Below are 22,617 nucleotides of genomic sequence, written 5' to 3'. Positions count from 1 at the left end.
CAGCGGGCATAACCAGAATAGCGCTCTGAAAAGATGTTGCGGAATGGGGGATCAGGTATTAACGCCGTCGGCGCAAATAAAAAAGCCCGGCATCACACACCGGGCAAAGAAGTTACCTGCACACTCAGGCTGTTTTTAATTTCTGCGCGCGATTTTCACGGCGAATTTTACGTTCTTCCAGCACCGCGACCATCGCCATCAGGACGATACAGCCTATCGCTGCCGCATCCAGCGCCGCGAAGGTTCCCGCCCAGCCGGTGAGGCCGAAAATTGGCGTGCCGTCGGCGATCATCCCCAGACCCAGCTTGGCAAAGCTGTCGCCGATCAGATAGGCGAAGGTGCCTTTAATCCCATCGGCGGCGCCGATCGCTTTTTTCGGTACGAAGCCCACTGCCGCCACGCCGATCAGCAGCTGCGGACCAAACACCAGGAAGCCGAGCGCGAACAGGGACGCCAGGTAAACGTACTGGTTGCTGGCGTGCTGGTAGACGCCGAGGGTGGCGATAATCAACGCCAGCGCGATGCAGGCCACCAGCGCGCGACGGCCGTTGGCGAGGTCGGAGAGCCAGCCCCACAGCAGCGTGCCGACCAGCGCGCCCACTTCGAACAGGGTGAAGCCCTGAATTGCTACTTCTTTAGAAAGCTTCAGCTCCTGGAAAGCATACACGGTTGACCACTGGTCAATGCCGATACGCACCACGTACAGGAAAATATTCGAGAAGCAGAGCAGCCAGATCACTTTGTTTTTCAGCACGTACTCAACAAAGATCTGCCATTTGGACATCTCGTTTTCTTCGGTCTCTTTGTCCTCTTCGCTGATCTCCTCGCCGAACAGCTCTTCCGCTTTGCCGAGGCCGTAGGATTCCGGGGAGTCGCTGCCGTAGCGCAGGCCGATAAAGCCGACGATCAGGGCGATAATCGACGGGAAGATAAACATGCCGATCACATGGCCGTCGAACAGGTAGTTTGCGCCGAACAGCGCCACGCCTGCCGCGCCCGCCCCGCCAAGGTTGTGGGAGATGTTCCACATGCCGAGGTAGGAACCACGCTTGCGGCGCGGGGTCCATTTGGTGATGGTGGAGTAGCTGCACGACCCGCCGGTACTCTGGAAGAAACCGCTCAGGGCGTAGAAGGCGATCATCAGGAACAGGCTAACGGACCCCGCGCCCATGCTGGCGCTGAAGCCGAGCATACAGATGGCGGAGAGGATCAGCATAAACGGCAGGAACTGCTTGGTGTTTTTGCCGTCCGCGTAGTAGGAAACGACGGTCTTGCCCACGCCGTAGGTGATGGAGAAGCCCAGGCCAATCATCCCCAGCTGCGTCATGCTCAGCCCGTAGGTCGAGATCATGTCGTTCTGCGCGATGTTAAAGTTTTTGCGGATCAGGTACATGGTCAGGTAGCCGATGAAGACCACCAGATAGGACTGCATGAACGGTTTGAACCACATCTTGCGCCGCACGTCGAGCGGCAGATCCAGGGTCGGCTTGCGCACCTGATTTAAGAAGGCCAGCATGGTTGGTTTACTCCTGAGCTGATTTTTGCAGCATTGTAAAAATCAGCCGGGAGAGATGCCTGAGACAGCGTCCAGGTAAAACCGGGAAAATTTCTTAGTTTTGCGCCACTCGGGGCGAAAAGGTGAGGCGCATCACATCACGCTGGCTTCACGGGGGGCCTGCGCATGTAAAAACGGCAGCAGCAGCAGGGCGGAAATGCCCGCCGCGATGGCGATCACCGCGAAGAAACCGCTCCAGTGCCAGACGTCAATCACCCGCGCCAGCGGCCAGCCGGAGAGCGATGCGCCGAGGTAGGCAAACAGCCCGACAAAGCCCGTCGCCGCGCCTGCCGCCTCTTTGTGGGAGCACTCTGCCGCCGCCATGCCGATGAGCATCTGCGGGCCAAAGACGAAGAAGCCGGTGGTGAAGAAGCACGCCGCCTGCATGACGTAGCTGGCGAACGGCATCAGCCACAGCGAGCCAACAGAGAGCAAAATCCCGGCGGCAAAAATCAGGTTCATCGGGCCGCGGTTGCCGTTGAACAGCTTGTCCGAGCCCCAGCCCGCCACCAGCGCGCCGATAAACCCACCCAGTTCGAACATTGTCACCGCCGAGTTGGCGGTCACCAGGTCCACGCCGAGCGTCTCGGACATGTACAGATTGCCCCAGTCGTTGATGGCCGCGCGCACCACGTAGACCAGCACGTAGCAGAGCGAGAGGAGCCAGATGTAGGGGTTTTTCAGCACATATTTGGTGAGGATCTCCCTGCGGGTCAATCCCGCGCCCTCCTGCTGCTGGGCAATCTCCATCTCGTCGTGCCGCCAGTCGCCCACCGCAGGCAGGCCCACGGTCTGCGGCCTGTCACGCAGGCGCCAGCAGAGGAACAGCCCGGCGACAATCGCCAGGCCACCCGCAATCATCATCCCCGCGCGCCAGCCGTAGTGCAGCGCCGCGGCACCCACCACCATCGGGATCAGCGCCCCGCCGACGTTGTGCGCGGTGTTCCAGACGGCCCACCAGCCGCCGCGTTCGTTGCGTGAGTACCAGGCGGTGAGCAGGCGGGCGCAGACCGGCGCGCCCCAGCCCTGGAAGAAGGCGTTCAGCGCCCACAGCAGGGCAAAGGCCCACAGCGAGGTGGAGAAGCCAAACAGAATATTCACCACGCCGGTGGCGATCAGCCCAACGCCCATGAAATAACGGGCATTTGAGCGATCGCTGACGATGCCGGAGAAGAACTTCGACAGGCCGTAGGTGATATAAAACAGCGTCGCCAGCAGGCCGATATCGGTGCGCGTCATCACGCCGCTGGCGAGAATTTCCGGCGCGGCGGCGTTGAAGCTTTTGCGGGTAAAGTAGAACAGCGCGTAGCCGAGCCAGATGGCGATCAGAATATGGCGACGCCAGTAGCGGTAGCGGGCGTCGATTTCCGCTTTGTCGCCAATCGGCGCGGCGCTGGCAGGGGTTTTAAACATGATAACTCCGTAGCGGCAGGCTGACGCTGACGCGCGTGCCGTGGGTGCAGGAGAGGCTCAGCGTGCCGCCCAGCGCCTTGACGCGCTCGCGCATGCCCGCCAGGCCAAAGCCCTGGTGGCCGGAGCCCGGCGGCAGGCCGCAGCCGTCGTCTTCAATTATCAGCATCAGGCGTTCGTCCTGCTGCCAGCCCTGGATGGTGACCGCGCTGGCATTGGCGTGTTTAACAATATTGTTCAGCCCTTCCTGACAGACGCGGAAAAGGGTCACGCGCTGGCCTTCGCTCAGCGCAGATTCGTTAATTCGCCAGTCGAGATGGCTGACAATGCCGCGGCTTTCCAGCTCCATCTCGCGCATCAGGGAGCGTACCGCCTGCTCCAGCGACAGGTCGTCAAGCTGGCGCGGCCGCAGCCTGCCGAGCAGGCGTCGCACCGAGTCATACACGCCCAGCGAAAGCTGTTCAATATGCGCCCCGCCCTGCTTCACGCCTGCGTTTTCTGCCGCCAGGCGCTGAACAATGCCCGCCTGGGTGCGGATGGCGGTAATGGTCTGCCCGATGTCATCGTGCAGCTCGCGGGCCACCTCCTGCCGCACGCTTTCTTCCGTCTCCAGCAGGCGTTCAGCCAGACGCCGGTTGCGCGCCAGCTCGGTCTGCAGGGACTGATTCAGCTCGCGCAGGCGCTGAATGCCCGCCCCCAGCAGCAGCCCGGTCAGGCTCTGGGCCAGCAGCGAGAGCAGCAGATCCACCGGATGGTCGTGCCAGGTCTGGCTGGCGATCAGCGCGATGGCGTTCATCAGGGTGGCGATCAGCGCCCCCTGCCAGCCGTAGTGCCAGGCCAGGGCGATAATCGGCAGCGCCAGGCAAAACGGCGTGAAGCGTGAAAGCTCGGCGGGCAGACCGAGCTGGAGCCAGAGGCTCACCACGAACAGCAGAAGATACCAGATGAGATGCCGGGCGCGCCAGTTCACCGGTTGGGACACCAGCCCCGGACCAAGCGGCTGCCAGACGGTGCTGGTGAGGTAGTGCCAGATCACGAGGCAGGTGGGTGCCAGCGTCAGGCCGCCGGTGAGGGTCAGCAGCAGCGCGTTGAGCATCTCCTTGTCGCCAACCCACGGCAGGGACTGCAGCAGCGCGGCGGCAATCAGCGCCGCCCCCTGGCGCAGCAGCGTGCGCCAGTCGCGCTGGTGACGATAGCGGGAAATGAGGGCAACCGGGAGAAGCGTGAGCAGGCTTCCGGTCATCAATAAGGGCAGATGCGTGAGGGCCACTTCCTGCGCCAGCCAGACCAGCAGCAGCCACTCTGCGCCCAGCAAAACGGGCCAGTAGCCGCGCGGGCACTGGAGCATTAACCCCAGACGCAGGCCGAAGGGGAACAGCAGTACCGCCAGCTCAGGACGTTCCACCAGATGCAGGCTGATGCTCCACAGGCAGAACCACGCGGCGGAGAAGATAAAAAAGCTGGCAACGACGGCAATCAGCCGCGAAAAGACGGGACTCATTGCCAGCTGTCGAACATGCGACGCGCCAGCTCGACGTCGTTGCTGACGTTGAGTTTTTCCATCAGGTTGGCGCGATGGACGTGCACAGTCTTCGGCGACAGATCCAGCTCGGCGGCAATCTCTTTTACCGACATCCCCTGCGCGAGCTTCTCAGCCACCTGACGCTCGCGCCGGGTGAGCGGATCCTGTCGTCCAGCCGCCAGCTTGATGGCGATTTCCGGCGTCAGGTAGCAGCCGCCGGTGGAGACGGTGCGCACGGCGGCAATCAGCTCGTCCGGGCTGCAGCGTTTAGAGAGGAAGCCCCGCGCCCCCGCGTTAAGGGCCTGCTCCACCAGCGCCGGGCTGTCGTGGACCGAGAGCATAATGGTCGCCATCCCTTTCGGCAGCTGGCTTAGCAGCTCCAGCCCGGAGAGATCCGGCATCGAAATGTCGCAGATACAGACCTGCACCCCGCGCCCCGGCAGGCCCGCCAGCGCCTCGCGGCCGGAGCCAAACTCGGCCACGACCTGGAAATCCGGTTCGAGGTTGAGAAGCTGGGCAAAGCCAGAGCGGACGATAAGGTGGTCGTCGATAAGGGCGATGGTGGTCATGTGTGTTCCTGCGGTCTGAAAAAGCCGGATGGCGCTGCGCTTATCCGGCCTACAAGAGCGAAAGACGCTTACCTTAAGCGATCTATTCGAAGAACACCGCAATTTTGTTAAACATGGTGGGATCGGACTGGTTGCGCGCCACGTTGGTGACATCTTCCAGCTTGTCGATCTGCGCCATCATCTGCTCCAGACGCTGGTCATCGTTGACCAGTAGCCAGATGCGGCTGTGCTCGCTGCCCTGAATCGGCAGACAGAGAATGCCTTCCACGTTAAACGCCCGGCGGGCAAACAGCCCGCAGACGTGGGTCATGACGCCAGGGTGGTTGCGGACGGTGAGTTCCAGAATGACGTTATCATGTTGTTTCTGCATGGCTTATTCTCCCACCATCTCAGTATTTGCCGCACCCGGCGGCACCATCGGATACACTTTTTGTTCAGGGTCGATACGCACGTGGATCAGCGCCGGGCCCGGACGCGAGATCGCCGCCTGCAGCGCCGCGTGGGCATCCTCTTCCGCGTTCAGATCGCAGGTGTGCAGGCCAAAGCCGGCGGCAATCTGCATAAAGTTAATCATCCCCGGATAGGTCGCCGCAAACACGCCCTGCTTGTAGAACAGGCTCTGCTGCTGGTGCACCAGCCCCAGCGCCTCGTTGTTCATCAGGATGATTTTCACGTCTAACTGGTTTTCGGCCGCGGTCGCCATCTCCTGAATGTTCATCATCAGGCTGCCGTCGCCGGAGAAGCAGATGACCTTGCGGTCCGGATTCGCCAGCGCCGCGCCCACAGCTGCGGGCAGGCCAAAGCCCATGGTGCCGAGGCCGCCGGAGGTCAGCCACTGGCGCGGACGGTTCAGCGGGTAGGCCTGGGCGGTCCACATCTGATGCTGGCCCACGTCGGTGGTGATAATCGCGCTGTCGTCCACGCAGGCGGCAACGGCGTTGATCAAGCCGTAGTGGCTCAGCGGGTCGCCTTCAGTTGGGATCGCGCCCGGGAACTCGCGCTGCAGATCGGCCACCAGCTGGCGCCAGTCGGCGCGATCGGTCGCGTCGGTTTGCGGGATCAGCTGCGCCAGCACTTCGGCTACGGCCCCCTGAATCGCCACGTGCGGCTGCTTGATTTTACCCAGCTCGGCGCGGTCAATATCCACGTGAATGATTTTCGCGTTCGGGCAGAACTCCTCGGTTTTGCCAATCGCCCGGTCATCAAAACGTGCTCCCATCACAATCAGCAAATCCGCCTCTTGCAGGATATAGTTGGTGCTGCGCGCGCCGTGCATGCCCAGCATCCCCAGGGACAGCGGGTGCGCTTTTGGCAGCATACCCAGCGCCATCAGGGTCATGGTGGTCGGCAGGTTGGCTTTTTCCGCAAACTGGCGGATTTCATCCGCAGCGTTAATCGCCCCGCCGCCCAGATAGAGCACCGGGCGTTTGGCGGCGTTAATCATGGCGGCGGCGTCGCGCACGCTCTCAGCGCTGAACTCCGGCGCGGGGGCACGCTCGCCCGGCTCCGGCAGCACGGCGATCTCGATCTCTGCGGTCTGGACATCCTTAGGAATGTCTATCCACACCGGGCCCGGGCGACCGGACTGCGCAATGCGGAACGCATCGCTGATAACCTGAGGAAGCTCGGCGATGTCGCGAACTAAATAGTTATGTTTGGTGATGGGGATAGAGATGCCGTAGGTATCCACTTCCTGGAACGCATCGGTACCGATCATCGAGGACGGCACCTGGCCGGTAATGCAGATCAGCGGAATGGAGTCGAGGCGCGCGTCGGCGATGGCGGTGACCAGGTTGGTTGCGCCCGGCCCGCTGCAGGCCATACAGACCGCCGGTTTACCCTGCGTGCGCGCCATGCCCTGAGCGATGAACCCCGCCCCCTGCTCGTGGCGCGCCAGCACGTGGCGGATCTGCGTGCTTTGGCTTAACGCATCGTACAGCGGCAGCACCGTGCCGCCGGGGATGCCCGCAACCGTGGTGATGCCCTGTCGCTCCAGCAGATGAACGATCAGCTGCGCGCCGGTAAAACGCGTCTTGGTGGATGTTGTGCCCGAACTTGCCATGCTCCAGTCCTTTTCTTCTGGGCCGACTTTCCGGGGAGGGTCCTAAACGAAAAACCCCGCCCGGTTTGCGCCGGCGGGGTTTTGGATTCGTGTGTTGATCCAGTCCCTACGGCGCATTGCCGACGACCACCACCACACGCACGACGACCACTGCGGCTGGTTGCGCAGTTTTTAGTAGGGTCGAAGTGAAGAGGGATGAAGTCATTGGGGACCTGTGTTTGGAATCATTGATGGAATTTATACAAACACAGGTTTTCGGGCGTGACAATGGAAATATTTTCATCTGCGCAAAAATGCGTCAGGGATCACGTTTCGTTTGTTGGGGGATGAAAACAAAAAACCCCGCCGAAGCGAGGTTTTTATCAGGGTCTTGCGGTTGGTCGCCGCAGAACACACTGTGTTACGTCAACGCAAAAAGTATACGCGATCGAAGACGAACGCGCAATTCCGGCACGGATTTTGACGTTTTTGAGTATGGATCGCCTTCCAGATTTTGTCTACAAAATACTGTTCATATGTACAGTATTTATCTATACTGAGGGTGTTCGCAGTGAGCGAGGGGGCCGCAGTTCTACCGGCGCAACGAAGTCCTGGCTGAAACGGGTGGTGCCGTCAGTGCCTTAACCCCTGAAGTGAGCACACTGTGTTACGTCAATCCAGGTGCTGGCAACAGGCGGCGGAAAGGTACGCCAGCATCGTGCTCCTTTTAACCAAAAGGAGACGCGTATGAGCGTAGTGGATATGGTGATACTTATCCTCAAACTCATTGTTGCAGTACTGCAACTGCTTGATGCTGTCCTGAAATTCGTTCGGTAATTCAGGTTCAAGTCGCACCTGAGAGGGGCGGGCAACCGCCCCTCTTTAATAACGAGGGAATGCTATGTCGCGTCTGTTAATTGAGCCTGTCACGCCCGACGAGCCGGGGTATATCGCCCTGAAGGCTGAAAGTATCGCATCGAATTTCAACATGCTGCGCAGGCTGGAAGAGAGCTGGCAGCGGGGTGAGAACCGCTTTAACGCGCCGGGTGAAAAGCTGCTGGGGGCGTTTCTCAACGGCAAGCTGGTTGGCGTGTGCGGTCTGAATCGCGATCCGTTCAGCCAGCAGCCGCGCGCCGGGCGTATTCGCCATCTCTACGTCAGCGAGAAGTGCCGTGGGCTGGGGATTGGCAAGCAGCTTTTAACCGTCGTGATGGCCGATGCCAGCATCTGGTTCGATTTCCTCAATACCCATGCGCCGGACGCTGCCTACGGGTTTTATCGCCAGGCAGGGTTTACGCTGGTCTCGGACGAACCGCGGGTGACGCACCGCCTTTTTTGTGCGGTGTAACCGGCTGGCAGCTTCAGGACGTGAATGTTACAGTTGAGTGACAACTAATCACCCGATACGCCATGACCCTCACCGTATTCTGCATTTTACTCTTCGCCGCGCTGCTGCATGCCAGCTGGAACGCCATCGTCAAAGCCGGAACGGACAAGCTTTATTCTGCAATCAGCGTCAGCGGCTCCGCCACGCTGATTGCCCTGGTGCTGCTCCCCTTCTCTCCACAGCCCTCTGCCGCAAGCTGGCCGTTTTTGATCGTCTCCTGCGCCTTACAGGTGGTCTACACCGTGCTGGTCGCGAAGACCTATCAGGTTTCCGATATGAGCCAGACCTACCCGCTGATGCGCGGCACCGCCCCGCTGCTGGTGGCGCTGATCGGCGTGCTGGCGCTCGGCGATCGTCTCTCCTGGCTCGCCTGGTCCGGCATCGGGGTAATTTGCCTGTCGATTCTGGCGATGGCGATGAACGGGCGCATGCAGTCACGCAAGGGGATCTGGCTGGCGCTGCTGAATGCCTGTTTTATCGCCGGGTATACGCTGGTGGACGGCACCGGTGTGCGGCTGTCGGAGACCGCGCTGGGCTATACGCTGTGGACCTTCTTTATGAACGGCTTCTGCCTGCTGAGCTGGGCGATGGTCGCGCGTCGGCGCGAGGCGTCCGGCTACCTGCGTCTGCACTGGAAAAAGGGGCTGCTTGGCGGGGTGGGGACCATGGGCTCTTACGGTCTGGCGCTGTGGGCGATGACGCAGGCGCCGCTGGCGGTGGTCGCGGCGCTGCGTGAAACCTCCATACTCTTTGGCGCGCTGATCGCATTTCTGCTTTTAAAAGAGAAGGTTGCGGGCCTGCGCATTGCAGCGGCGCTGGGTATCGCCGGCGGCGCCATTCTGCTGCGCCTGGCGTAAAGCACTGGCAACATTAGTTGCCGTTCTTGTTTACAAATCCTGCCTTTACCGGTTTTTTCATTCACCGCGACAATGCTTAAATTGTCATCTCTCTGTGGTAGATTCCTCGCGCATTTATGGGAATGCGCAGTCACTTATTCTTCATTTTTCTCTTTTGGCAAAAGTATTCAGCGACATGAAAAAGCAACGGAACGTTAACTTATTGTTGATGCTGGTGTTACTGGTGGCCGTCGGTCAGATGGCGCAAACCATCTACATTCCGGCGATTGCCGACATGGCAAAGGAATTGAACGTCCGCGAGGGCGCGGTACAGAGCGTAATGGCGGCCTACCTGCTGACCTATGGCGTTTCGCAGCTCTTCTACGGCCCGCTCTCTGACCGCGTCGGGCGTCGCCCGGTGATCCTGGTGGGCATGAGTATTTTCATGGTGGCGACGGTAATTGCCATTACCACCCATAGCCTGACCGTACTGATTGCCGCCAGCGCCCTGCAGGGCGTTGGGACCGGTGTTGGCGGGGTGATGGCGCGAACCTTACCGCGCGATATGTATCAGGGTACCCAGCTGCGCCATGCCAACAGCCTGTTGAATATGGGGATTCTGGTCAGCCCGCTGCTGGCCCCGCTGATCGGCGGCCTGCTGGACACGATGTGGTCCTGGCGCGCCTGCTACGCCTTCCTGCTGGTGCTGTGCATCATTGTCACCTTCAGCATGGCGCGCTGGATGCCGGAAACGCGCCCGCAAAACGCGCCGCGCACGAAGCTGATCGCCAGCTATAAAACGCTGTTCGGCAACGGCGCGTTCACCTGCTACCTGCTGATGCTGATTGGCGGCCTGGCGGGCATCGCGGTGTTCGAAGCCTGCTCCGGCGTGCTGCTGGGCGCGGGGCTGGGCCTGAGCAGCATGGTGGTGAGCATTCTGTTTATTCTGCCGATCCCGGCGGCGTTCTTCGGCGCGTGGTTTGCCGGACGACCAAACAAGCGCTTCTCCACCCTGATGTGGCAGTCGGTGATCAGCTGTCTGCTGGCGGGTCTGATGATGTGGATCCCGGGGCTGTTTGGCGTGATGACCGTCTGGACGCTGCTCATCCCGGCGGCGCTGTTCTTCTTCGGCGCGGGGATGCTGTTCCCGCTCGCCACCAGCGGCGCGATGGAGCCGTTCCCGTTCCTTGCAGGTACGGCGGGCGCGCTGGTGGGCGGTTTGCAGAACATCGGTTCCGGCGCGCTGGCCTGGCTCTCGGCGATGATGCCGCAGACCGGGCAGGCTAGTCTGGGCCTGCTGATGACGCTGATGGGGCTGCTGATTTTACTGTGCTGGCTGCCGCTGGCGTCGCGTGTCCCGCATCACGAGCAGCCGGTTTAACCGCATGATGGCCCGGCGTCTCGCCGGGCTTTTCACAGACGGGCGCAATCATAGCCTGCAATAACGGCTCTGGCGCTGGCCGCCAGGCGCCCTCTTCCCCGTCGTAAAACTGGAAATCCGCGTTAAGCGCATACGGGATTTTGGCCTTTTGCAGCTCGCAGGCCATAAAGGTGGCGAACGCGACTTGCGAGGCGGTTGGCGTAAAGCGGCTTGATTCTCCCACGCCCCAGCCCCCGACCCAGCTAACGTGCCCGGTTTTTTGCTGCCAGTGCAGCGCGGCATTGATGCGGTTACGGATAGCCGCTTTCTCCGCCGCCGTGCCGGACGTCCACGGGTATTTGCCGCCATTTTTCAGCGGCCCCCACGGGAAAATATGCCACTCCGCCAGCAGATAGGTTTGGCTGTGCGCGGGCAGCTTCAGGCTGGATAACTCCTCCGGCGCGGCACGCAGGCGTGGCGCAATGAAGATCATGCGCTGCGGGTCGATGTCGTGGATCGCTTTAATGGTTTTTTCATACACGCGGTTTAGCGACGCCAGATTGTGGTTAAGCTTGTCGGCAGGCTCATAAATGAGATCAAAACCCAGCAGCGGGTAGCTTTGACCGAAATAGTGCGCCACGGCAATCCACCAGTTGACCGTCTCTTTCTCGTTATCGGCTTTCGGGTCGTTTTTATATTCATCAGCCTGATACGCGACTATCGGGATCACGCCATACTGCTCACAGGCTTCTACCAGCTTGCGCAGGTGGATCAGCCGCGCTTCCGTCGGCTCGTCGGCGACGCGGATGCGCACGTGGGTAATGCCTTTAGCCCGAAAATCGCGGACCACCAGCGGGTCGAATTCGCGTATGCCGCGCTCGGTGCGCGCCCAGTCCACATCCATCCCGACGCCAAGCTGCTGCGCATAACGGGCAGCCGTCAGCGGCGGCTCAGCGGCAATGGCCCAGCCGGAAGAGATCAGTAACGCGGTCGCTATAAGAGGCTTTAACACGGTTTACCCTGGATAAATCGAAAGCATTACCTGTATTTAGCACGCTTTTTCACATTTGGTGTAGCGCGAAAGCGTAATAATTCTTCAACCTGCCAGTTCTCTCAGCCAGCCGATAAAGGCGTCTATTTTCGGCCACTGTCGGCCCGAAAGCGTCGAGACATAGTAGTGCTGATGGCATTTCAGGGTCTTGTCACCAAACGGGGCGATCAGTTCGCCCCGTTCAAGCCGTTTTTGCACCAGCCGCTTTCTGCCCATCGCGACGCCGACGTGGTTGATGGCCGCAATAATCGCTAAGTCGGAACGATCGAAACCAATACCCGACGATGGCGGCATATTCACCGCAGAGTGCTGCGCCCAGCTCAGCCACTCATCCGTACCGGAATCATTGCTCCAGGCCTGACGGTCGTGCAGCAGCGTGCAGTGGCTAAGGTTATCGGGGTTTTTCAACAGCTCATGCTCGCGGGCATACTGCGGCGAGCAGACGGGCAAAATCTCTTCGTCCATCAGGAAGCGATGAGACAGATGGTTTGGCGGCGTATCGTCGAAATAGAGCGCCAGATCGACGCCCGTTCGCTGCATATTGACGTAATCATTGCCGGTCAGGACGGTGAGCGAAATCGACGGATAGCGGCGGGTAAAGTCACCCAGCATGGGTACCAGCCAACACTGAGCGATCGACGGCCGGGAGTAGACCGTCAGCGTGCCGGACAGCGCCTGGTTTTTGATGTCCAGGATCTCCTGATTCAGGGTGTCGAGGGACGATTTTAGCGTCCAGTAAACGCGCTTTCCCTCCTGCGTCAGCTCGACTTTACGGTGCGAACGGACAAACAGCTGAATACCCAGCTCCTCTTCCAGCAGGTTGATGCGGTGGCTCACCGCGCTGGGGCTGAGCGACAGCTCCTCCGCCGCCAGCGCGAAGGATTCATGCCGGGCCGCCACTTCAAAGGTGTACATTTTCGACAGCTGCCAGCCGTTGAGCAGCCGGTTTCTGGCTTCATTTGCATCGGTCATCACAATTCTCACGCGTGTTTTCTGCGCCCAGCATACCGTTCATGGGTGAATTTATGTGAACCTAATGCGGATTAAGTGCGTTTTTTAGAGCGCAGTCACTCAGTTGATTCAATCTGGCTCACCTGAACGCCAATTTATATCGTTTGTCAGCCCACGCCGCTTTTTCGTCCAATACCCCCAGATGACATAAGGGTGAGGTGAGATATGGGATCTCAGGTCTGGGTTGTGGCAACGCTGCTGGTCAGCATTGTGTTGATTGTTTTAACCATCGTTAAGCTGAAGTTTCACCCGTTCCTCGCGCTGCTGCTGGCGAGCTTTTTCGTCGGCGCAATGATGGGAATGAGCCCGCTGGATATGGTAAACGCCATTGAGAGCGGGATTGGCGGTACGCTGGGCTTCCTGGCGGCGGTGATTGGCCTGGGCACCATTCTCGGCAAGATGATGGAGGTTTCCGGCGCGGCAGAGCGCATCGGGATTACGTTGCAGCGCTGCCGCTGACTGTCAGCAGACGTGATTATGGTGCTGGTGGGCCTGATCTGCGGCATTACGCTGTTCGTGGAAGTGGGCGTGGTCCTGCTGATCCCGCTGGCGTTTTCCATCGTCAAAAAGACCCACACGTCGCTGCTCAAGCTGGCCATTCCGCTCTGTACCGCGCTGATGGCGGTGCACTGCGTGGTGCCGCCGCATCCGGCCGCGCTGTTTGTGACCAATAAATTAGGGGCGGACGTTGGAACAGTCATTGTCTACGGTTTGATGGTCGGCCTGATGGCCTCTCTGGTCGGCGGCCCGCTGTTCCTGAAGCTGCTCGGCAATCGTCTGCCGTTTAAACCGGTTCCGGCGGAATTTTCAGACCTGAAGGTGCGGGAAGAGCATACCCTGCCATCGCTGGGCGCCACGCTGTTGACGGTGCTGCTGCCGATTGCCCTGATGCTGGTTAAGACCATCGCCGAACTGAATATGGCAAAAGACGGCACGCTGTATACGCTGCTGGAGTTTATCGGCAACCCCATCACCGCCATGTTTATCGCCGTGTTTGTCGCCTACTACCTGCTGGGCATCCGCCAGCACATGGGCATGGGCGCAATGCTGACCCATACGGAGCACGGCTTTGGCTCTATCGCCAACATTTTGCTGATTATCGGCGCGGGCGGCGCGTTCAACGCCATCCTGAAAACCAGCGGACTGGCGGACTCGCTGGCGCAAATTCTCTCGAACCTGCACATGCACCCTATCCTGCTCGCCTGGCTGGTGGCGCTGGTGCTGCATGCCGCCGTAGGCTCCGCCACGGTCGCGATGATGGGCGCCACGGCCATCGTCGCGCCGATGCTGCCGCTCTACCCGAACGTCAGCCCGGAGATCATCACCATTGCCATCGGTTCCGGCGCCATTGGCTGCACGATCGTGACCGATTCCCTCTTCTGGCTGGTGAAGCAATACTGCGGCGCGACCCTGAATGAGACCTTCAAATACTATACGACGGCGACGTTTATCGCCTCGGTGCTTGCACTTGGCGGCACATTCCTGCTTTCTTTCATTATCTGAGCGCGAAGAGACGTATTATGGAAAACGCAACTATCACCACTTTAACCGCACAGTTTCCTCTGGTTGAGGATCTGATTGCCCTGAAAGAAACCACCTGGCTTAACCCGAACACCACCACGCTTGAAGAAGGGTTGCCCTATGTCGGGCTGACCAAAGCCGACGTGGACGACGCGCACGCTCGCCTGAAACGCTTCGCGCCGTACCTGGCGAAAGCCTTCCCGGAAACGGCGGCAACGGGCGGGATTATCGAATCCGAACTGATCGCGATTCCGGCGATGCAGGCTCGGCTGGAGAAAGAATCAGCGAAGTCTATTCCCGGCACGCTGCTGCTGAAAAAAGACAGCCATCTGCCGATTTCCGGTTCGATTAAAGCGCGCGGCGGCATCTATGAAGTGCTGACCCATGCGGAAAAACTGGCGCTGGAAGCCGGGTTGCTGAGCCTCGAAGACTACTACAGCATTCTGCTGGAGCCGCGCTTTAAGGACTTCTTCAGCCAGTACAGCATTGCGGTAGGCTCAACCGGCAACCTGGGGATGTCCATCGGCATCATGAGCGCCCGCATCGGCTTTAAGGTGACGGTACATATGTCCGCCGACGCCCGCGAGTGGAAAAAAGCCAAACTGCGCAGCCACGGCGTCATCGTCGTGGAATATGAGCAGGATTACGGCGTGGCGGTGGAGCAGGGACGCAAAGCGGCGGAAAGCGATCCGAACTGCTTCTTCATTGACGATGAAAACTCCCGCACCCTGTTCCTGGGCTACGCGGTGGCGGGCGAGCGCCTGAAAGCACAGTTTGCCGCTCAGGGCCGCGTGGTGGATGCCGATCATCCGCTGTACGTCTACCTGCCGTGCGGCGTCGGCGGCGGTCCCGGCGGCGTGGCGTTTGGCCTGAAGCTGGCCTTTGGCGATAACGTTCACTGCTTCTTCGCGGAGCCCACGCACTCCCCGTGCATGCTGCTGGGCGTTTACACCGGCCTGCACGATGAGATCGCGGTGCAGGACCTGGGCATTGATAACGTGACGGCGGCGGACGGGCTGGCGGTAGGACGCGCCTCCGGCTTCGTGGGCCGCGCGATGGAGCGCCTGCTCGACGGGTTCTATACGCTTTCCGATCAGAGCATGTACGACATGCTCGGCTGGCTGGCGCAGGAGGAAGGCATTCGGCTGGAACCGTCCGCGCTGGCGGGGATGGCCGGGCCGCTGCGCGTGCCTTCAGATGCCAGTGTTACCCACCTGGTGTGGGCGACCGGCGGCGGCATGGTGCCGGAAGACGAGATGGCGAAGTATCTGGCTAAAGGGCAGTAATTCTGCCGGGTGGCGGCTGCGCCTTACCCGGCCTACAACTGCAAAATTTGTTGAATGTGGGTGACCGCAAACAGCAGTGACAGCGACAGCACGGCCAGGGCGATGAGGAACTTATCCCGCACCGCCTTCGGCTGCACAAAGTCGTCCTGCGCTACGTCCATCAGGTTACGGCTGCGGGTATAGCGCCATAAAACGATTGCCACCAGCGCCAGCACAACAAGCGAGATCCAGAACGGCACCCCGGTGCGGTGCCAGTTGTGCTTAATCGCCAGGGCGATCAGCGCGCCATACCCCAGCAACGTGCGCAGCCACGCCAGCGACGTCCGCTCCGGCTGCAGGCCGGGGTCCGCTTCGCGTCGCGCTTTGCGGCTATCCGCCATAGAACACCAGCCCCATCACCACGCCCGCCACCGCCAGCAGAATCGCGCTGATGATGAGTAACCCGCGCGTATAGGGCAGATCCTGCTTCAGACGCATCGCCTTCTCATTGCGCAGCCAGCGCAGGTAGCCGTAAATCGCCAGCACGCCCGCGAACAGGCACAGCAGCAGCGCCAGCACCTCACGAATCAGCGGCGTGGCGAAATCAGGCGCGAGCTGGTCGAGCCCCACCCCGGCGGCAAGAAACCCCAGCGCGGTGCGGATCCACGCTAAAAACGTGCGTTCATTAGCCAGCGAGAAGCGGTAGTCCGGCGCTTCGCCGAGGCGGGAAATTTTCATGAAGGTTCCTTGTCGAGCTACGGGCAGGCTTCAGCATAGCGTAAATCAACAAGGACAAGGAGACCGGCATCGGGCGATGCCGGTCAGGACGATCAGTGCAGCGCTGGCCAGTAATCCTTGTTCGCCTCGATCAGGTCATCCAGAATCGCTTTCGCGACGGACGCGCTCGGCACGGTTTTCGACAGGGTAATCGCCTGCCAGAGTTTCTGGTACGAACGCTGCTCCCAGGCATCCACCACCAGTTTTTCCACCGCTACCTGCTGGCTCATCAGCCCTTTCTGGAAGTGTGGAATATCGCCCACCGTAAGCGGCTCCGGTCCGTTATGGCCGACCAGACACGGGATCTCCACCATCGCGTCGGCATCAAAGTTATGGATGGCCCCGTTGTTGGGCACAATCAGCAGCATGCGTTCCTGGGTATTAAAGGCAATCGCGGTCGCCAGATCGACGATGTACGACGCGTGTTCGTCGATTTCCAGCTCACCGGCGGAGGATTTGCCCGCCTCGATAATCGCCCGGCAGGAACTGAACACGTGCTTCTCACGGTGGTCCATAACCTCATTGGCGCGGGTGCGTTCCGGGTTGGAATGCGCGACCACGTAGTCCGGGAACAGATAATACTTCAGGTAGGTGTTCGGCATGGTGTCCGGATCCAGCGCCTGCACGTCTTTTGCTTTAGCGAACGTATCGTTCCAGCTCGCCTCGGTGTGAGCGTTGTCAGAAGGCGGAACATAGCCGTTTTTCGCCACGTATTCGCGCAGCTTCGGCATCAGATCGTTGCCGTTCAGGTCTTCAATTGACGTCCACCAGCCGAAATGGTTCAGGCCGTAGTAGCGCACGCGCATCTCTTTGCGGTCTTTCAGGCCAACAATCTGCGCCATGCGCCCTTCGATGCCGATCGGCATATCGCAGATATTGAGGATTTTGGCGTTCGGACGCAGGCGGCGCGTGGCTTCCGCGACAATCGCCGCCGGGTTGGAGTAGTTCAGCATCCACGCGTTCGGAGAGTACTGCTCCATGTAATCCACCAGCTCCAGCACGCCGCCGATAGAGCGCATGCCGTAGGCAATTCCGCCCGGGCCGCAGGTTTCCTGGCCCAGCACGCCGTGGCGCAGCGGGATTTTTTCATCTTTTTCGCGCATCGGGTATTTGCCCACGCGGATATGCGCCATCACGAAATCGACATCGCTAAAGGCCGCTTTCGGATCGGTGGTGTAGCTGAATTCAATCTCCGGGGCCTGCTCCTTAAGGATGATTTTGCACGCTTCGGCGATGGTCTCCTGACGCGCGCCGTCGTTGTCATAGAACTTCAGGGCGCGCAGCGGGAAACGGTCACGGTTGGCTAACAGCATCAGGACGATACCAGGCGTGAAGGTGCTGCCGCCGCCTGCAATGACAACTGAGAATTTTTTCATGATATAGCCTCTGTCAGGGTGGTTTGTTCATTCGTTAAGGGGGTTTTCATCAGCGATTCCAGCTGGTCGCGCACCTGAGGAACGTGCAGGCCGACAATCACCTGAATGCCGTTGCCGCGTCGCACCACGCCGTGGGCGCCGAGGGCTTTGAAGACGTCATCGCTTTGGGTTTTCGCCATATCGACCAGGGCGATACGCAAGCGGGTGGCGCAGTTGTTGATGCTGTCGATGTTGGCCGCGCCGCCCAGCGCCTGCAGGAACCCGGCAGCCTGCCCGACCTGCTGGCTGGCCGCGGCCGGGGCGGTGGTTTGCCCGCGCGCCGCCTTATAGTCGGCCTTGCTGTAGAGTTTGATTTCGCTCTCTTCCCGGCCCGGGGTTTTCAGGTTCAGACGCGCAATCAGCGTTTTGAAGACCACGAAGTAAATTCCGGTGAAGCAGACGCCAATGCCGATCTGGGTGAACACCGTCGCGGCGTGGTTGTGGAACATCGGGATCCAGTTTTGCGGCAGGAACTGGTCCAGCAGGCCGCCGCCCATGTTCCCGACCACGCCGAAGGTGTACATAACCGTTGCCATGGTGGCCGCCAGCACGGCGTGAACGGCAAACAATAGCGGCGAGATAAACAGGAAGGTGAATTCGAGCGGTTCGGTAATGCCCACCAGCACCGCGGTAAGCGTGGCCGGGACCAGCAGCCCCGCGACCTTGACGCGGTTTTCCGGCGACGCGGTATACCAGATCGCCAGCGCAATCCCGACCGAGCCAAACACTTTGGAGTTGCCGTGCAGCGCGAACCCGCCTTCCGGGAAAAGAGTTTTCAGCGGCAGGGTGCTCTGGCTGAATTCCTGCAGGTGCTGCGCCCAGTAGACCTGAATTCCCCCTTCCACCGCCGCCGGGCCGAAGATGAACGGACCGTAGACGAAGTGGTGCAATCCGGTTGGGATCAGAATGCGTTCCAGGAAGGTATAGACCCATACGCCCAGCGCACCGGCAGAACGCAGGAACGCCTGCAGGGACTCAATGCCCATCTGCACTTTCGGCCAGCCCAGCAGCGTCAGCCAGGCGCAGGGGATCATGACGAAGAACGCGAGGATAACGACAAACGAGCTGCCCTGGAAAATCCCCAGAAACACCGGCAGCGGCTTGTCAAAATAGCGGTTGTGGATGGCGGTGACGATGCCTGAAATCACGATAGCGCCGATGATGCTGGTATCGAGCGTTTTGATCCCGGCAATCATCGCCAGCCCGCTTCCCGCCGTCGGTTCGGCGGAGAAGTCGACGCCGAAGAAGTGGCCCCAGGTCATCCCCATCGCGTTGATGAAGTAGTTCCAGGTCAGGAAGCTAATCAGCACCGCCAGACAGGCGCGGCCCTGGGCCTGCTTCGCCAGGCCAATCGGCAGGCCGACGGCAAAAATCAGCGGCATATTGCGGAACACCGCCCAGCCGCCCTCTTCAATAATGTGAACAATCTGCGCGAAAAGATGATCGGGGGCCGTTAAGGCTTCGCCGACAAACAGCGGGTTGCGAAGCATGATGGCGATTCCCACCACGATCCCGGCGAACGGAAACAGCAACACCGGGGTAAACATGGCACCGCCAAAACGTTGTATTTGACTGAGCATTTTTAAATCCTCATGAAACAACCTGTAGGGGTAGAGGCCTTTATGGTTTTTTGCTGGCCTGAGGTGAGCATAAGAACTTACTGATGCGCGAACATGGCGTGCCGCTGCGATTCGTGATCGCATTCATGGTTTTATTTTGACCAATCAGGTCTACTTTTTACGGTAAATATGGACATGTCAGGACGCCATCCACGCCCTGATAAGGGCAGAGAGGTCTACTGGTGATCTACAAATCCATTGCTGACAGATTGCGGCTGCGGCTGAATTCGTCGGACTACAATATCGGCAGTCCGCTGCCGGGCGAGAAAGCGCTGGCGCAGGAGTTCGGCGTGGCGCGAATGACCATCCGCAAGGCGCTGGATCTGCTGGTGAGCTGGGGGCTGGTTGAACGGCGGCACGGCAGCGGCACGTTTGTGTCACGCAAAGACGTTCACCACGAAACCACCAACCTGACCGGGCTGGTGGAGGTGCTGCGTCAGCAGGGAAAAGAGGTGCAGAGCAAGGTCTTACAGTTCGAAGTGATGCCCGCCCCGCCCGCCATCGCCAGCCAGCTGCGGATACAGGTGGATGAGCGGATCTACTTTTCCCGGCGGGTGCGCTACGTGGACGGAAAACCGCTGATGCTGGAGGACAGCTTTATGCCGGTGAAGCTGTTTCGCAATCTGTCGCTGGCGCATCTTGAAGGGTCAAAGTTTGATTACATCGAGAAGGAGTGCGGGATCACCATCAGCGGCAACTACGAGAGCCTGACGCCGGTGCTGGCCGATAAGCAGCTGGCGGGTTATATGAACCTGCCGGAACAGACGCCGCTGTTGCGTATCACCTCCCTTTCCTACAGCGACAGCGGCGAGTTCCTCAACTATTCCGTGATGTTCCGAAATACCAGTGATTACCAGGTGGACTACCATCTGCGGCGCATCCACCCGGAAGATTTACTAGCTCATCCCCCAGAACAGCACCGCCAGTAGCTGCGGGGTGATGATGCGCAGGAACATCACCAGCGGGTAGACGGTGGCATAGGAGAGCGCGGCCGCGCCGCTGGTGGCGTGCAGGTTATTGGCAAAGGCCAGCGCGGGCGGATCGGTCATGGAACCCGCCAGCATGCCGCACAGCGTCAGGTAGTTCATTTTGGCGAACATCCGCGCCAGTATGCCCACCGTCAGCAGCGGGATCGCCGTGATAAAGATGCCGTAGCCGACCCAGCTCATCCCTTCACCCTTGACCAGGGTGTCGACGAAATCCCCGCCGGACTTCAGCCCGACCACCGCCAGGAACAGCACGATGCCCAGCTCGCGCAGCGCCAGGTTGGCGCTCGGCGGCATAAACCAGTAGAGCTTACCGATGCAGCCGATACGCCCGAGGATCAGCGCCATAATCAGCGGCCCGCCCGCCAGGCCCAGCTTGAGCGCCACCGGGAAGCCCGGCACGTACAGCGGGATGGAGCCGAGCAGCACGCCGAGCCCGATACCGATGAACACCGGCAGCATCTGCACCTGCTGCAGTTTTTGCTGCGCGTTACCCACCATATCCGCGACGGCGTCAATGGAAGACGGGCGCCCCACCAAGTTGAGGATATCCCCGAACTGCAGGCTGGCCTCCGGGCTGGCGACCAGCTCGACACCCGCACGGTTAAGGCGGGAGATCACGACGTCATAACGCTCTTTTACCTGCAGATCGCGTATTTTTTTGCCAAGGACGTGCTCGTTGGTTACCACAACGCGTTCAACGCGCATATCGGTGCCGCGCGTTGAGAGCGAGGTATCCACTTCCTGACCAATCACCAGACGGGCATTGTTCAAATCTCCAGGCTGGCCCACCAGGTGCAGCAGATCGCCTTGCTGAATAATGGTGCCGGGGGCAGGCACCATCAGCATATCGTCGCGCTTAAGGCGGGAGCAGATAATATTGGCGCTGTTCAGGATCGGCACGTCCTGAATCGCCATATTGTTCAGGTTGGGGTTATCGACCCGAATGTTGATGGTTTTGATCGGCATATGGCCGTTGGTGAGCGTGGTTTCGTGGTCCTTCGCCTCTTTATCGACGTTAATGCGAAACAGGACGCGGACCAGCCACATGGAGAGCAGAATGCCGCAAATACCAAACGGATAGGCCATGGCGTAGCTCATCCCCATCTGGTCGACAATGCCGGGTTCGATGCCCAAATCGCGCAGGATTTGCTGCCCCGCGCCGAGCGCAGGCGTGTTGGTGACCGCCCCGGAGAAAATGCCCAGCACCACGGGCAGCGGGATAGCAAAGATTTTATGCAGAATGGCGGTGACCAGCCCGCCCATCACCACAATGCCAAGGGCAAACAGGTTGAGCCGTAAGCCGGAGACCCGAAGTGAGGCGAAAAAACCCGGCCCCACCTGAATCCCGATGGTATAGACGAACAGGATCAGGCCGAACTCCTGGGTAAAGTGGAGCATTTCGGCGCTCAGCACCAGCCCGAGCTGGTCGGCAAAGTGGCCAACAAAAATGCCGCCAAACAGCACCCCGCCAATCCCAAACCCGACGCCGCGGATTTTGATATTCCCTATCCACAGGCCAACAACAGCGACCAGGGCCAACACGCTGACGGTTAACGCGATATCACTCATGATCCACTTCCTTGGCATAACCTTACTTATGCTAAGGATTCTCTCAGAGCCGTGGGCGGTTGTATGGGCGATGGCGCACAAAAAAGCCCTGCCGGGGCAGGGCCTTGTGCGGTCTGTGAGCAGTGTCGGGTGGCGGCTGCGCCTTACCCGACCTACAGGTTCGGCGGGCTTGTTAACTATTCAACGCCGGCCGGTCGCTAATGGCGATACGCTGCGGCGCGATGGCTTCCGGTACGTTACGGGTCAGGTCAATATGCAGCAGCCCGTTGGTAAACGTTGCGCCGGAGACGTCCATATGGTCTGCCAGGGTAAAGCTCAGGCTAAACGGCTGATTAACCAGCCCTTGATGTAGCCATTTGGTCTCGGTCTCTTGTTTCTCCGGCGTACCTTTCACGGTCAGACGCGTGCCTTCGAGCTGAATATCCAGATCCTCCTGACGGAAGCCAGCCAGCGCCAGGGTGATGCGATAGTGGTTATCGTCGCTTTTTTCGATGTTGTACGGCGGAAACGTCTGTTGCTCGGCGGTGTTTTGCAGGGCATTAGCTAGTTTGTCAAAACCAATCCACTGACGAAGTAAGGGGGATAAATCGTAGTTACGCATACTAAATCTCCTTCTGAGAAGCGAGTTCGGCACAGTTTAATTTTGTGCGCAGTTGTTCCTGCAAATCCTGATGGATTCGCATATGCTCCCGTTACGGCAAGCAGGTCTGGGTGGGCCGC

Annotated in this window: 21 protein-coding genes and 1 pseudogene; 7 read left to right on the top strand and 15 right to left on the bottom strand. The window is 59.9% G+C overall.

Going from position 1 to position 22,617, the window contains the following annotated elements:
* Positions 1-124: 124 nt before the first annotated feature.
* The 7 genes from uhpT to ivbL form a co-directional block, all read right to left on the bottom strand.
* On the bottom strand, positions 125-1,516 hold the full coding sequence (uhpT, locus tag L362_RS04425) for a hexose-6-phosphate:phosphate antiporter (protein ID WP_023345165.1): 1,392 nt from the start codon (positions 1,514-1,516) through the stop codon (positions 125-127).
* A gap of 132 nt (positions 1,517-1,648) precedes the next feature.
* Complete coding sequence (locus L362_RS04430; protein WP_023345164.1) at positions 1,649-2,968, bottom strand: MFS transporter; 1,320 nt, start codon at positions 2,966-2,968, stop codon at positions 1,649-1,651.
* Complete coding sequence (gene uhpB, locus L362_RS04435) at positions 2,961-4,466, bottom strand: signal transduction histidine-protein kinase/phosphatase UhpB (protein WP_023345163.1); 1,506 nt, start codon at positions 4,464-4,466, stop codon at positions 2,961-2,963. Before uhpB ends, L362_RS04430 begins: the two co-directional genes overlap by 8 nt.
* Positions 4,463-5,056: a transcriptional regulator UhpA gene (uhpA, locus tag L362_RS04440; protein ID WP_021242693.1), complete on the bottom strand. Its 594-nt coding sequence runs from the start codon at positions 5,054-5,056 to the stop codon at positions 4,463-4,465. The genes uhpB and uhpA overlap by 4 nt, the downstream gene beginning before the upstream one ends.
* 82 nt (positions 5,057-5,138) lie before the next feature.
* Complete coding sequence (ilvN, locus tag L362_RS04445; protein ID WP_008500144.1) at positions 5,139-5,426, bottom strand: acetolactate synthase small subunit; 288 nt, start codon at positions 5,424-5,426, stop codon at positions 5,139-5,141.
* A gap of 3 nt (positions 5,427-5,429) precedes the next feature.
* Positions 5,430-7,118 (bottom strand): acetolactate synthase large subunit, encoded by a 1,689-nt coding sequence (gene ilvB, locus L362_RS04450; RefSeq protein ID WP_023345162.1) that lies wholly within the window; start codon positions 7,116-7,118, stop codon positions 5,430-5,432.
* 106 nt (positions 7,119-7,224) lie between these two features.
* Positions 7,225-7,323 (bottom strand): ilvB operon leader peptide IvbL, encoded by a 99-nt coding sequence (ivbL, locus tag L362_RS24720; protein ID WP_071789119.1) that lies wholly within the window; start codon positions 7,321-7,323, stop codon positions 7,225-7,227.
* A 521-nt stretch (positions 7,324-7,844) separates the two neighbouring features.
* Between ivbL and tisB the strand changes: the two genes are divergently transcribed.
* The 4 genes from tisB (at position 7,845) to emrD (ending at position 10,701) form a co-directional block, all read left to right on the top strand.
* Positions 7,845-7,934, top strand: a complete 90-nt coding sequence (gene tisB / locus L362_RS25135; RefSeq protein ID WP_008500146.1) for a type I toxin-antitoxin system toxin TisB — start codon at positions 7,845-7,847, stop codon at positions 7,932-7,934.
* Between the two features lie 64 nt (positions 7,935-7,998).
* A complete protein-coding gene (locus L362_RS04455; protein WP_023293705.1) occupies positions 7,999-8,445 on the top strand; it encodes a GNAT family N-acetyltransferase in 447 nt (148 codons plus the stop codon).
* Between the two features lie 62 nt (positions 8,446-8,507).
* Positions 8,508-9,341 (top strand): EamA family transporter, encoded by an 834-nt coding sequence (locus L362_RS04460; RefSeq protein ID WP_023345161.1) that lies wholly within the window; start codon positions 8,508-8,510, stop codon positions 9,339-9,341.
* Positions 9,342-9,516: 175 nt separating this feature from the next.
* A complete protein-coding gene (gene emrD / locus L362_RS04465) occupies positions 9,517-10,701 on the top strand; it encodes a multidrug efflux MFS transporter EmrD (protein ID WP_023345160.1) in 1,185 nt (394 codons plus the stop codon).
* Here emrD and L362_RS04470 read toward each other — a convergent pair.
* Complete coding sequence (locus tag L362_RS04470) at positions 10,604-11,692, bottom strand: cellulase family glycosylhydrolase (RefSeq protein WP_023345159.1); 1,089 nt, start codon at positions 11,690-11,692, stop codon at positions 10,604-10,606. The two genes, emrD and L362_RS04470, sit on opposite strands and share 98 nt — an antisense overlap.
* 84 nt (positions 11,693-11,776) lie before the next feature.
* Positions 11,777-12,703, bottom strand: a complete 927-nt coding sequence (dsdC, locus tag L362_RS04475) for a DNA-binding transcriptional regulator DsdC (RefSeq protein ID WP_023345158.1) — start codon at positions 12,701-12,703, stop codon at positions 11,777-11,779.
* A 204-nt stretch (positions 12,704-12,907) separates the two neighbouring features.
* On the opposite strand from dsdC, the pseudogene dsdX reads away from it, so the two are divergent.
* Positions 12,908-14,245: pseudogene (dsdX, locus tag L362_RS0123195) on the top strand (D-serine transporter DsdX).
* Between the two features lie 17 nt (positions 14,246-14,262).
* On the top strand, positions 14,263-15,549 hold the full coding sequence (gene dsdA / locus L362_RS04480; RefSeq protein ID WP_023345155.1) for a D-serine ammonia-lyase: 1,287 nt from the start codon (positions 14,263-14,265) through the stop codon (positions 15,547-15,549).
* Between the two features lie 32 nt (positions 15,550-15,581).
* Here dsdA and L362_RS04485 read toward each other — a convergent pair whose 3' ends face one another.
* The 4 genes from L362_RS04485 to L362_RS04500 all read right to left on the bottom strand — a co-directional run bounded on the left by L362_RS04485 (position 15,582) and on the right by L362_RS04500 (position 19,300).
* A complete protein-coding gene (locus L362_RS04485; RefSeq protein WP_008500155.1) occupies positions 15,582-15,929 on the bottom strand; it encodes a DUF202 domain-containing protein in 348 nt (115 codons plus the stop codon).
* A complete protein-coding gene (locus L362_RS04490) occupies positions 15,919-16,266 on the bottom strand; it encodes a YidH family protein (protein ID WP_021242684.1) in 348 nt (115 codons plus the stop codon). The genes L362_RS04485 and L362_RS04490 overlap by 11 nt, the downstream gene beginning before the upstream one ends.
* A gap of 92 nt (positions 16,267-16,358) precedes the next feature.
* A complete protein-coding gene (locus L362_RS04495; protein ID WP_023345154.1) occupies positions 16,359-17,681 on the bottom strand; it encodes a 6-phospho-alpha-glucosidase in 1,323 nt (440 codons plus the stop codon).
* Positions 17,678-19,300, bottom strand: coding sequence for an alpha-glucoside-specific PTS transporter subunit IIBC (locus tag L362_RS04500; RefSeq protein WP_023345153.1), 1,623 nt, complete (start codon positions 19,298-19,300; stop codon positions 17,678-17,680). Before L362_RS04500 ends, L362_RS04495 begins: the two co-directional genes overlap by 4 nt.
* Before the next feature lie 221 nt (positions 19,301-19,521).
* Here L362_RS04500 and L362_RS04505 point away from each other — a divergent pair, with 221 nt between their 5' ends.
* On the top strand, positions 19,522-20,268 hold the full coding sequence (locus tag L362_RS04505) for a GntR family transcriptional regulator (protein WP_008500159.1): 747 nt from the start codon (positions 19,522-19,524) through the stop codon (positions 20,266-20,268).
* Here the strand turns inward: L362_RS04505 and L362_RS04510 are convergent.
* Both L362_RS04510 and ibpB read right to left on the bottom strand, forming a co-directional pair.
* A complete protein-coding gene (locus L362_RS04510) occupies positions 20,236-21,897 on the bottom strand; it encodes a putative transporter (RefSeq protein ID WP_021242680.1) in 1,662 nt (553 codons plus the stop codon). The two genes, L362_RS04505 and L362_RS04510, sit on opposite strands and share 33 nt — an antisense overlap.
* A 172-nt stretch (positions 21,898-22,069) precedes the next feature.
* Positions 22,070-22,498, bottom strand: a complete 429-nt coding sequence (gene ibpB, locus L362_RS04515) for a small heat shock chaperone IbpB (protein WP_008500161.1) — start codon at positions 22,496-22,498, stop codon at positions 22,070-22,072.
* Between the last annotated feature and the right edge of the window lie 119 nt (positions 22,499-22,617).

Origin of the sequence: Enterobacter sp. MGH 16 (genome assembly GCF_000493175.1) — a bacterium.
Classification (GTDB): domain Bacteria; phylum Pseudomonadota; class Gammaproteobacteria; order Enterobacterales; family Enterobacteriaceae; genus Enterobacter; species Enterobacter roggenkampii.
The sequence above is the reverse complement of the archived record's forward strand: the minus strand, read 5'-3'. Positions and strand labels throughout refer to the sequence as shown.

Excerpts from the sequence above, each read along its gene's own strand:
- uhpT (WP_023345165.1), bottom strand. The coding sequence starts at position 1,516 with ATGCTGGCCTTCTTAAATCAGGTGCGCAAGCCGACCCTGGATCTGCCG.
- L362_RS04430 (WP_023345164.1), bottom strand. The coding sequence starts at position 2,968 with ATGTTTAAAACCCCTGCCAGCGCCGCGCCGATTGGCGACAAAGCGGAA.
- uhpB (WP_023345163.1), bottom strand. The coding sequence starts at position 4,466 with ATGAGTCCCGTCTTTTCGCGGCTGATTGCCGTCGTTGCCAGCTTTTTT.
- uhpA (WP_021242693.1), bottom strand. The coding sequence starts at position 5,056 with ATGACCACCATCGCCCTTATCGACGACCACCTTATCGTCCGCTCTGGC.
- ilvN (WP_008500144.1), bottom strand. The coding sequence starts at position 5,426 with ATGCAGAAACAACATGATAACGTCATTCTGGAACTCACCGTCCGCAAC.
- ilvB (WP_023345162.1), bottom strand. The coding sequence starts at position 7,118 with ATGGCAAGTTCGGGCACAACATCCACCAAGACGCGTTTTACCGGCGCG.
- ivbL (WP_071789119.1), bottom strand. The coding sequence starts at position 7,323 with ATGACTTCATCCCTCTTCACTTCGACCCTACTAAAAACTGCGCAACCA.
- tisB (WP_008500146.1), top strand. The coding sequence starts at position 7,845 with ATGAGCGTAGTGGATATGGTGATACTTATCCTCAAACTCATTGTTGCA.
- L362_RS04455 (WP_023293705.1), top strand. The coding sequence starts at position 7,999 with ATGTCGCGTCTGTTAATTGAGCCTGTCACGCCCGACGAGCCGGGGTAT.
- L362_RS04460 (WP_023345161.1), top strand. The coding sequence starts at position 8,508 with ATGACCCTCACCGTATTCTGCATTTTACTCTTCGCCGCGCTGCTGCAT.
- emrD (WP_023345160.1), top strand. The coding sequence starts at position 9,517 with ATGAAAAAGCAACGGAACGTTAACTTATTGTTGATGCTGGTGTTACTG.
- dsdC (WP_023345158.1), bottom strand. The coding sequence starts at position 12,703 with ATGACCGATGCAAATGAAGCCAGAAACCGGCTGCTCAACGGCTGGCAG.
- dsdA (WP_023345155.1), top strand. The coding sequence starts at position 14,263 with ATGGAAAACGCAACTATCACCACTTTAACCGCACAGTTTCCTCTGGTT.
- L362_RS04485 (WP_008500155.1), bottom strand. The coding sequence starts at position 15,929 with ATGGCGGATAGCCGCAAAGCGCGACGCGAAGCGGACCCCGGCCTGCAG.
- L362_RS04490 (WP_021242684.1), bottom strand. The coding sequence starts at position 16,266 with ATGAAAATTTCCCGCCTCGGCGAAGCGCCGGACTACCGCTTCTCGCTG.
- L362_RS04495 (WP_023345154.1), bottom strand. The coding sequence starts at position 17,681 with ATGAAAAAATTCTCAGTTGTCATTGCAGGCGGCGGCAGCACCTTCACG.
- L362_RS04500 (WP_023345153.1), bottom strand. The coding sequence starts at position 19,300 with ATGCTCAGTCAAATACAACGTTTTGGCGGTGCCATGTTTACCCCGGTG.
- L362_RS04510 (WP_021242680.1), bottom strand. The coding sequence starts at position 21,897 with ATGAGTGATATCGCGTTAACCGTCAGCGTGTTGGCCCTGGTCGCTGTT.
- ibpB (WP_008500161.1), bottom strand. The coding sequence starts at position 22,498 with ATGCGTAACTACGATTTATCCCCCTTACTTCGTCAGTGGATTGGTTTT.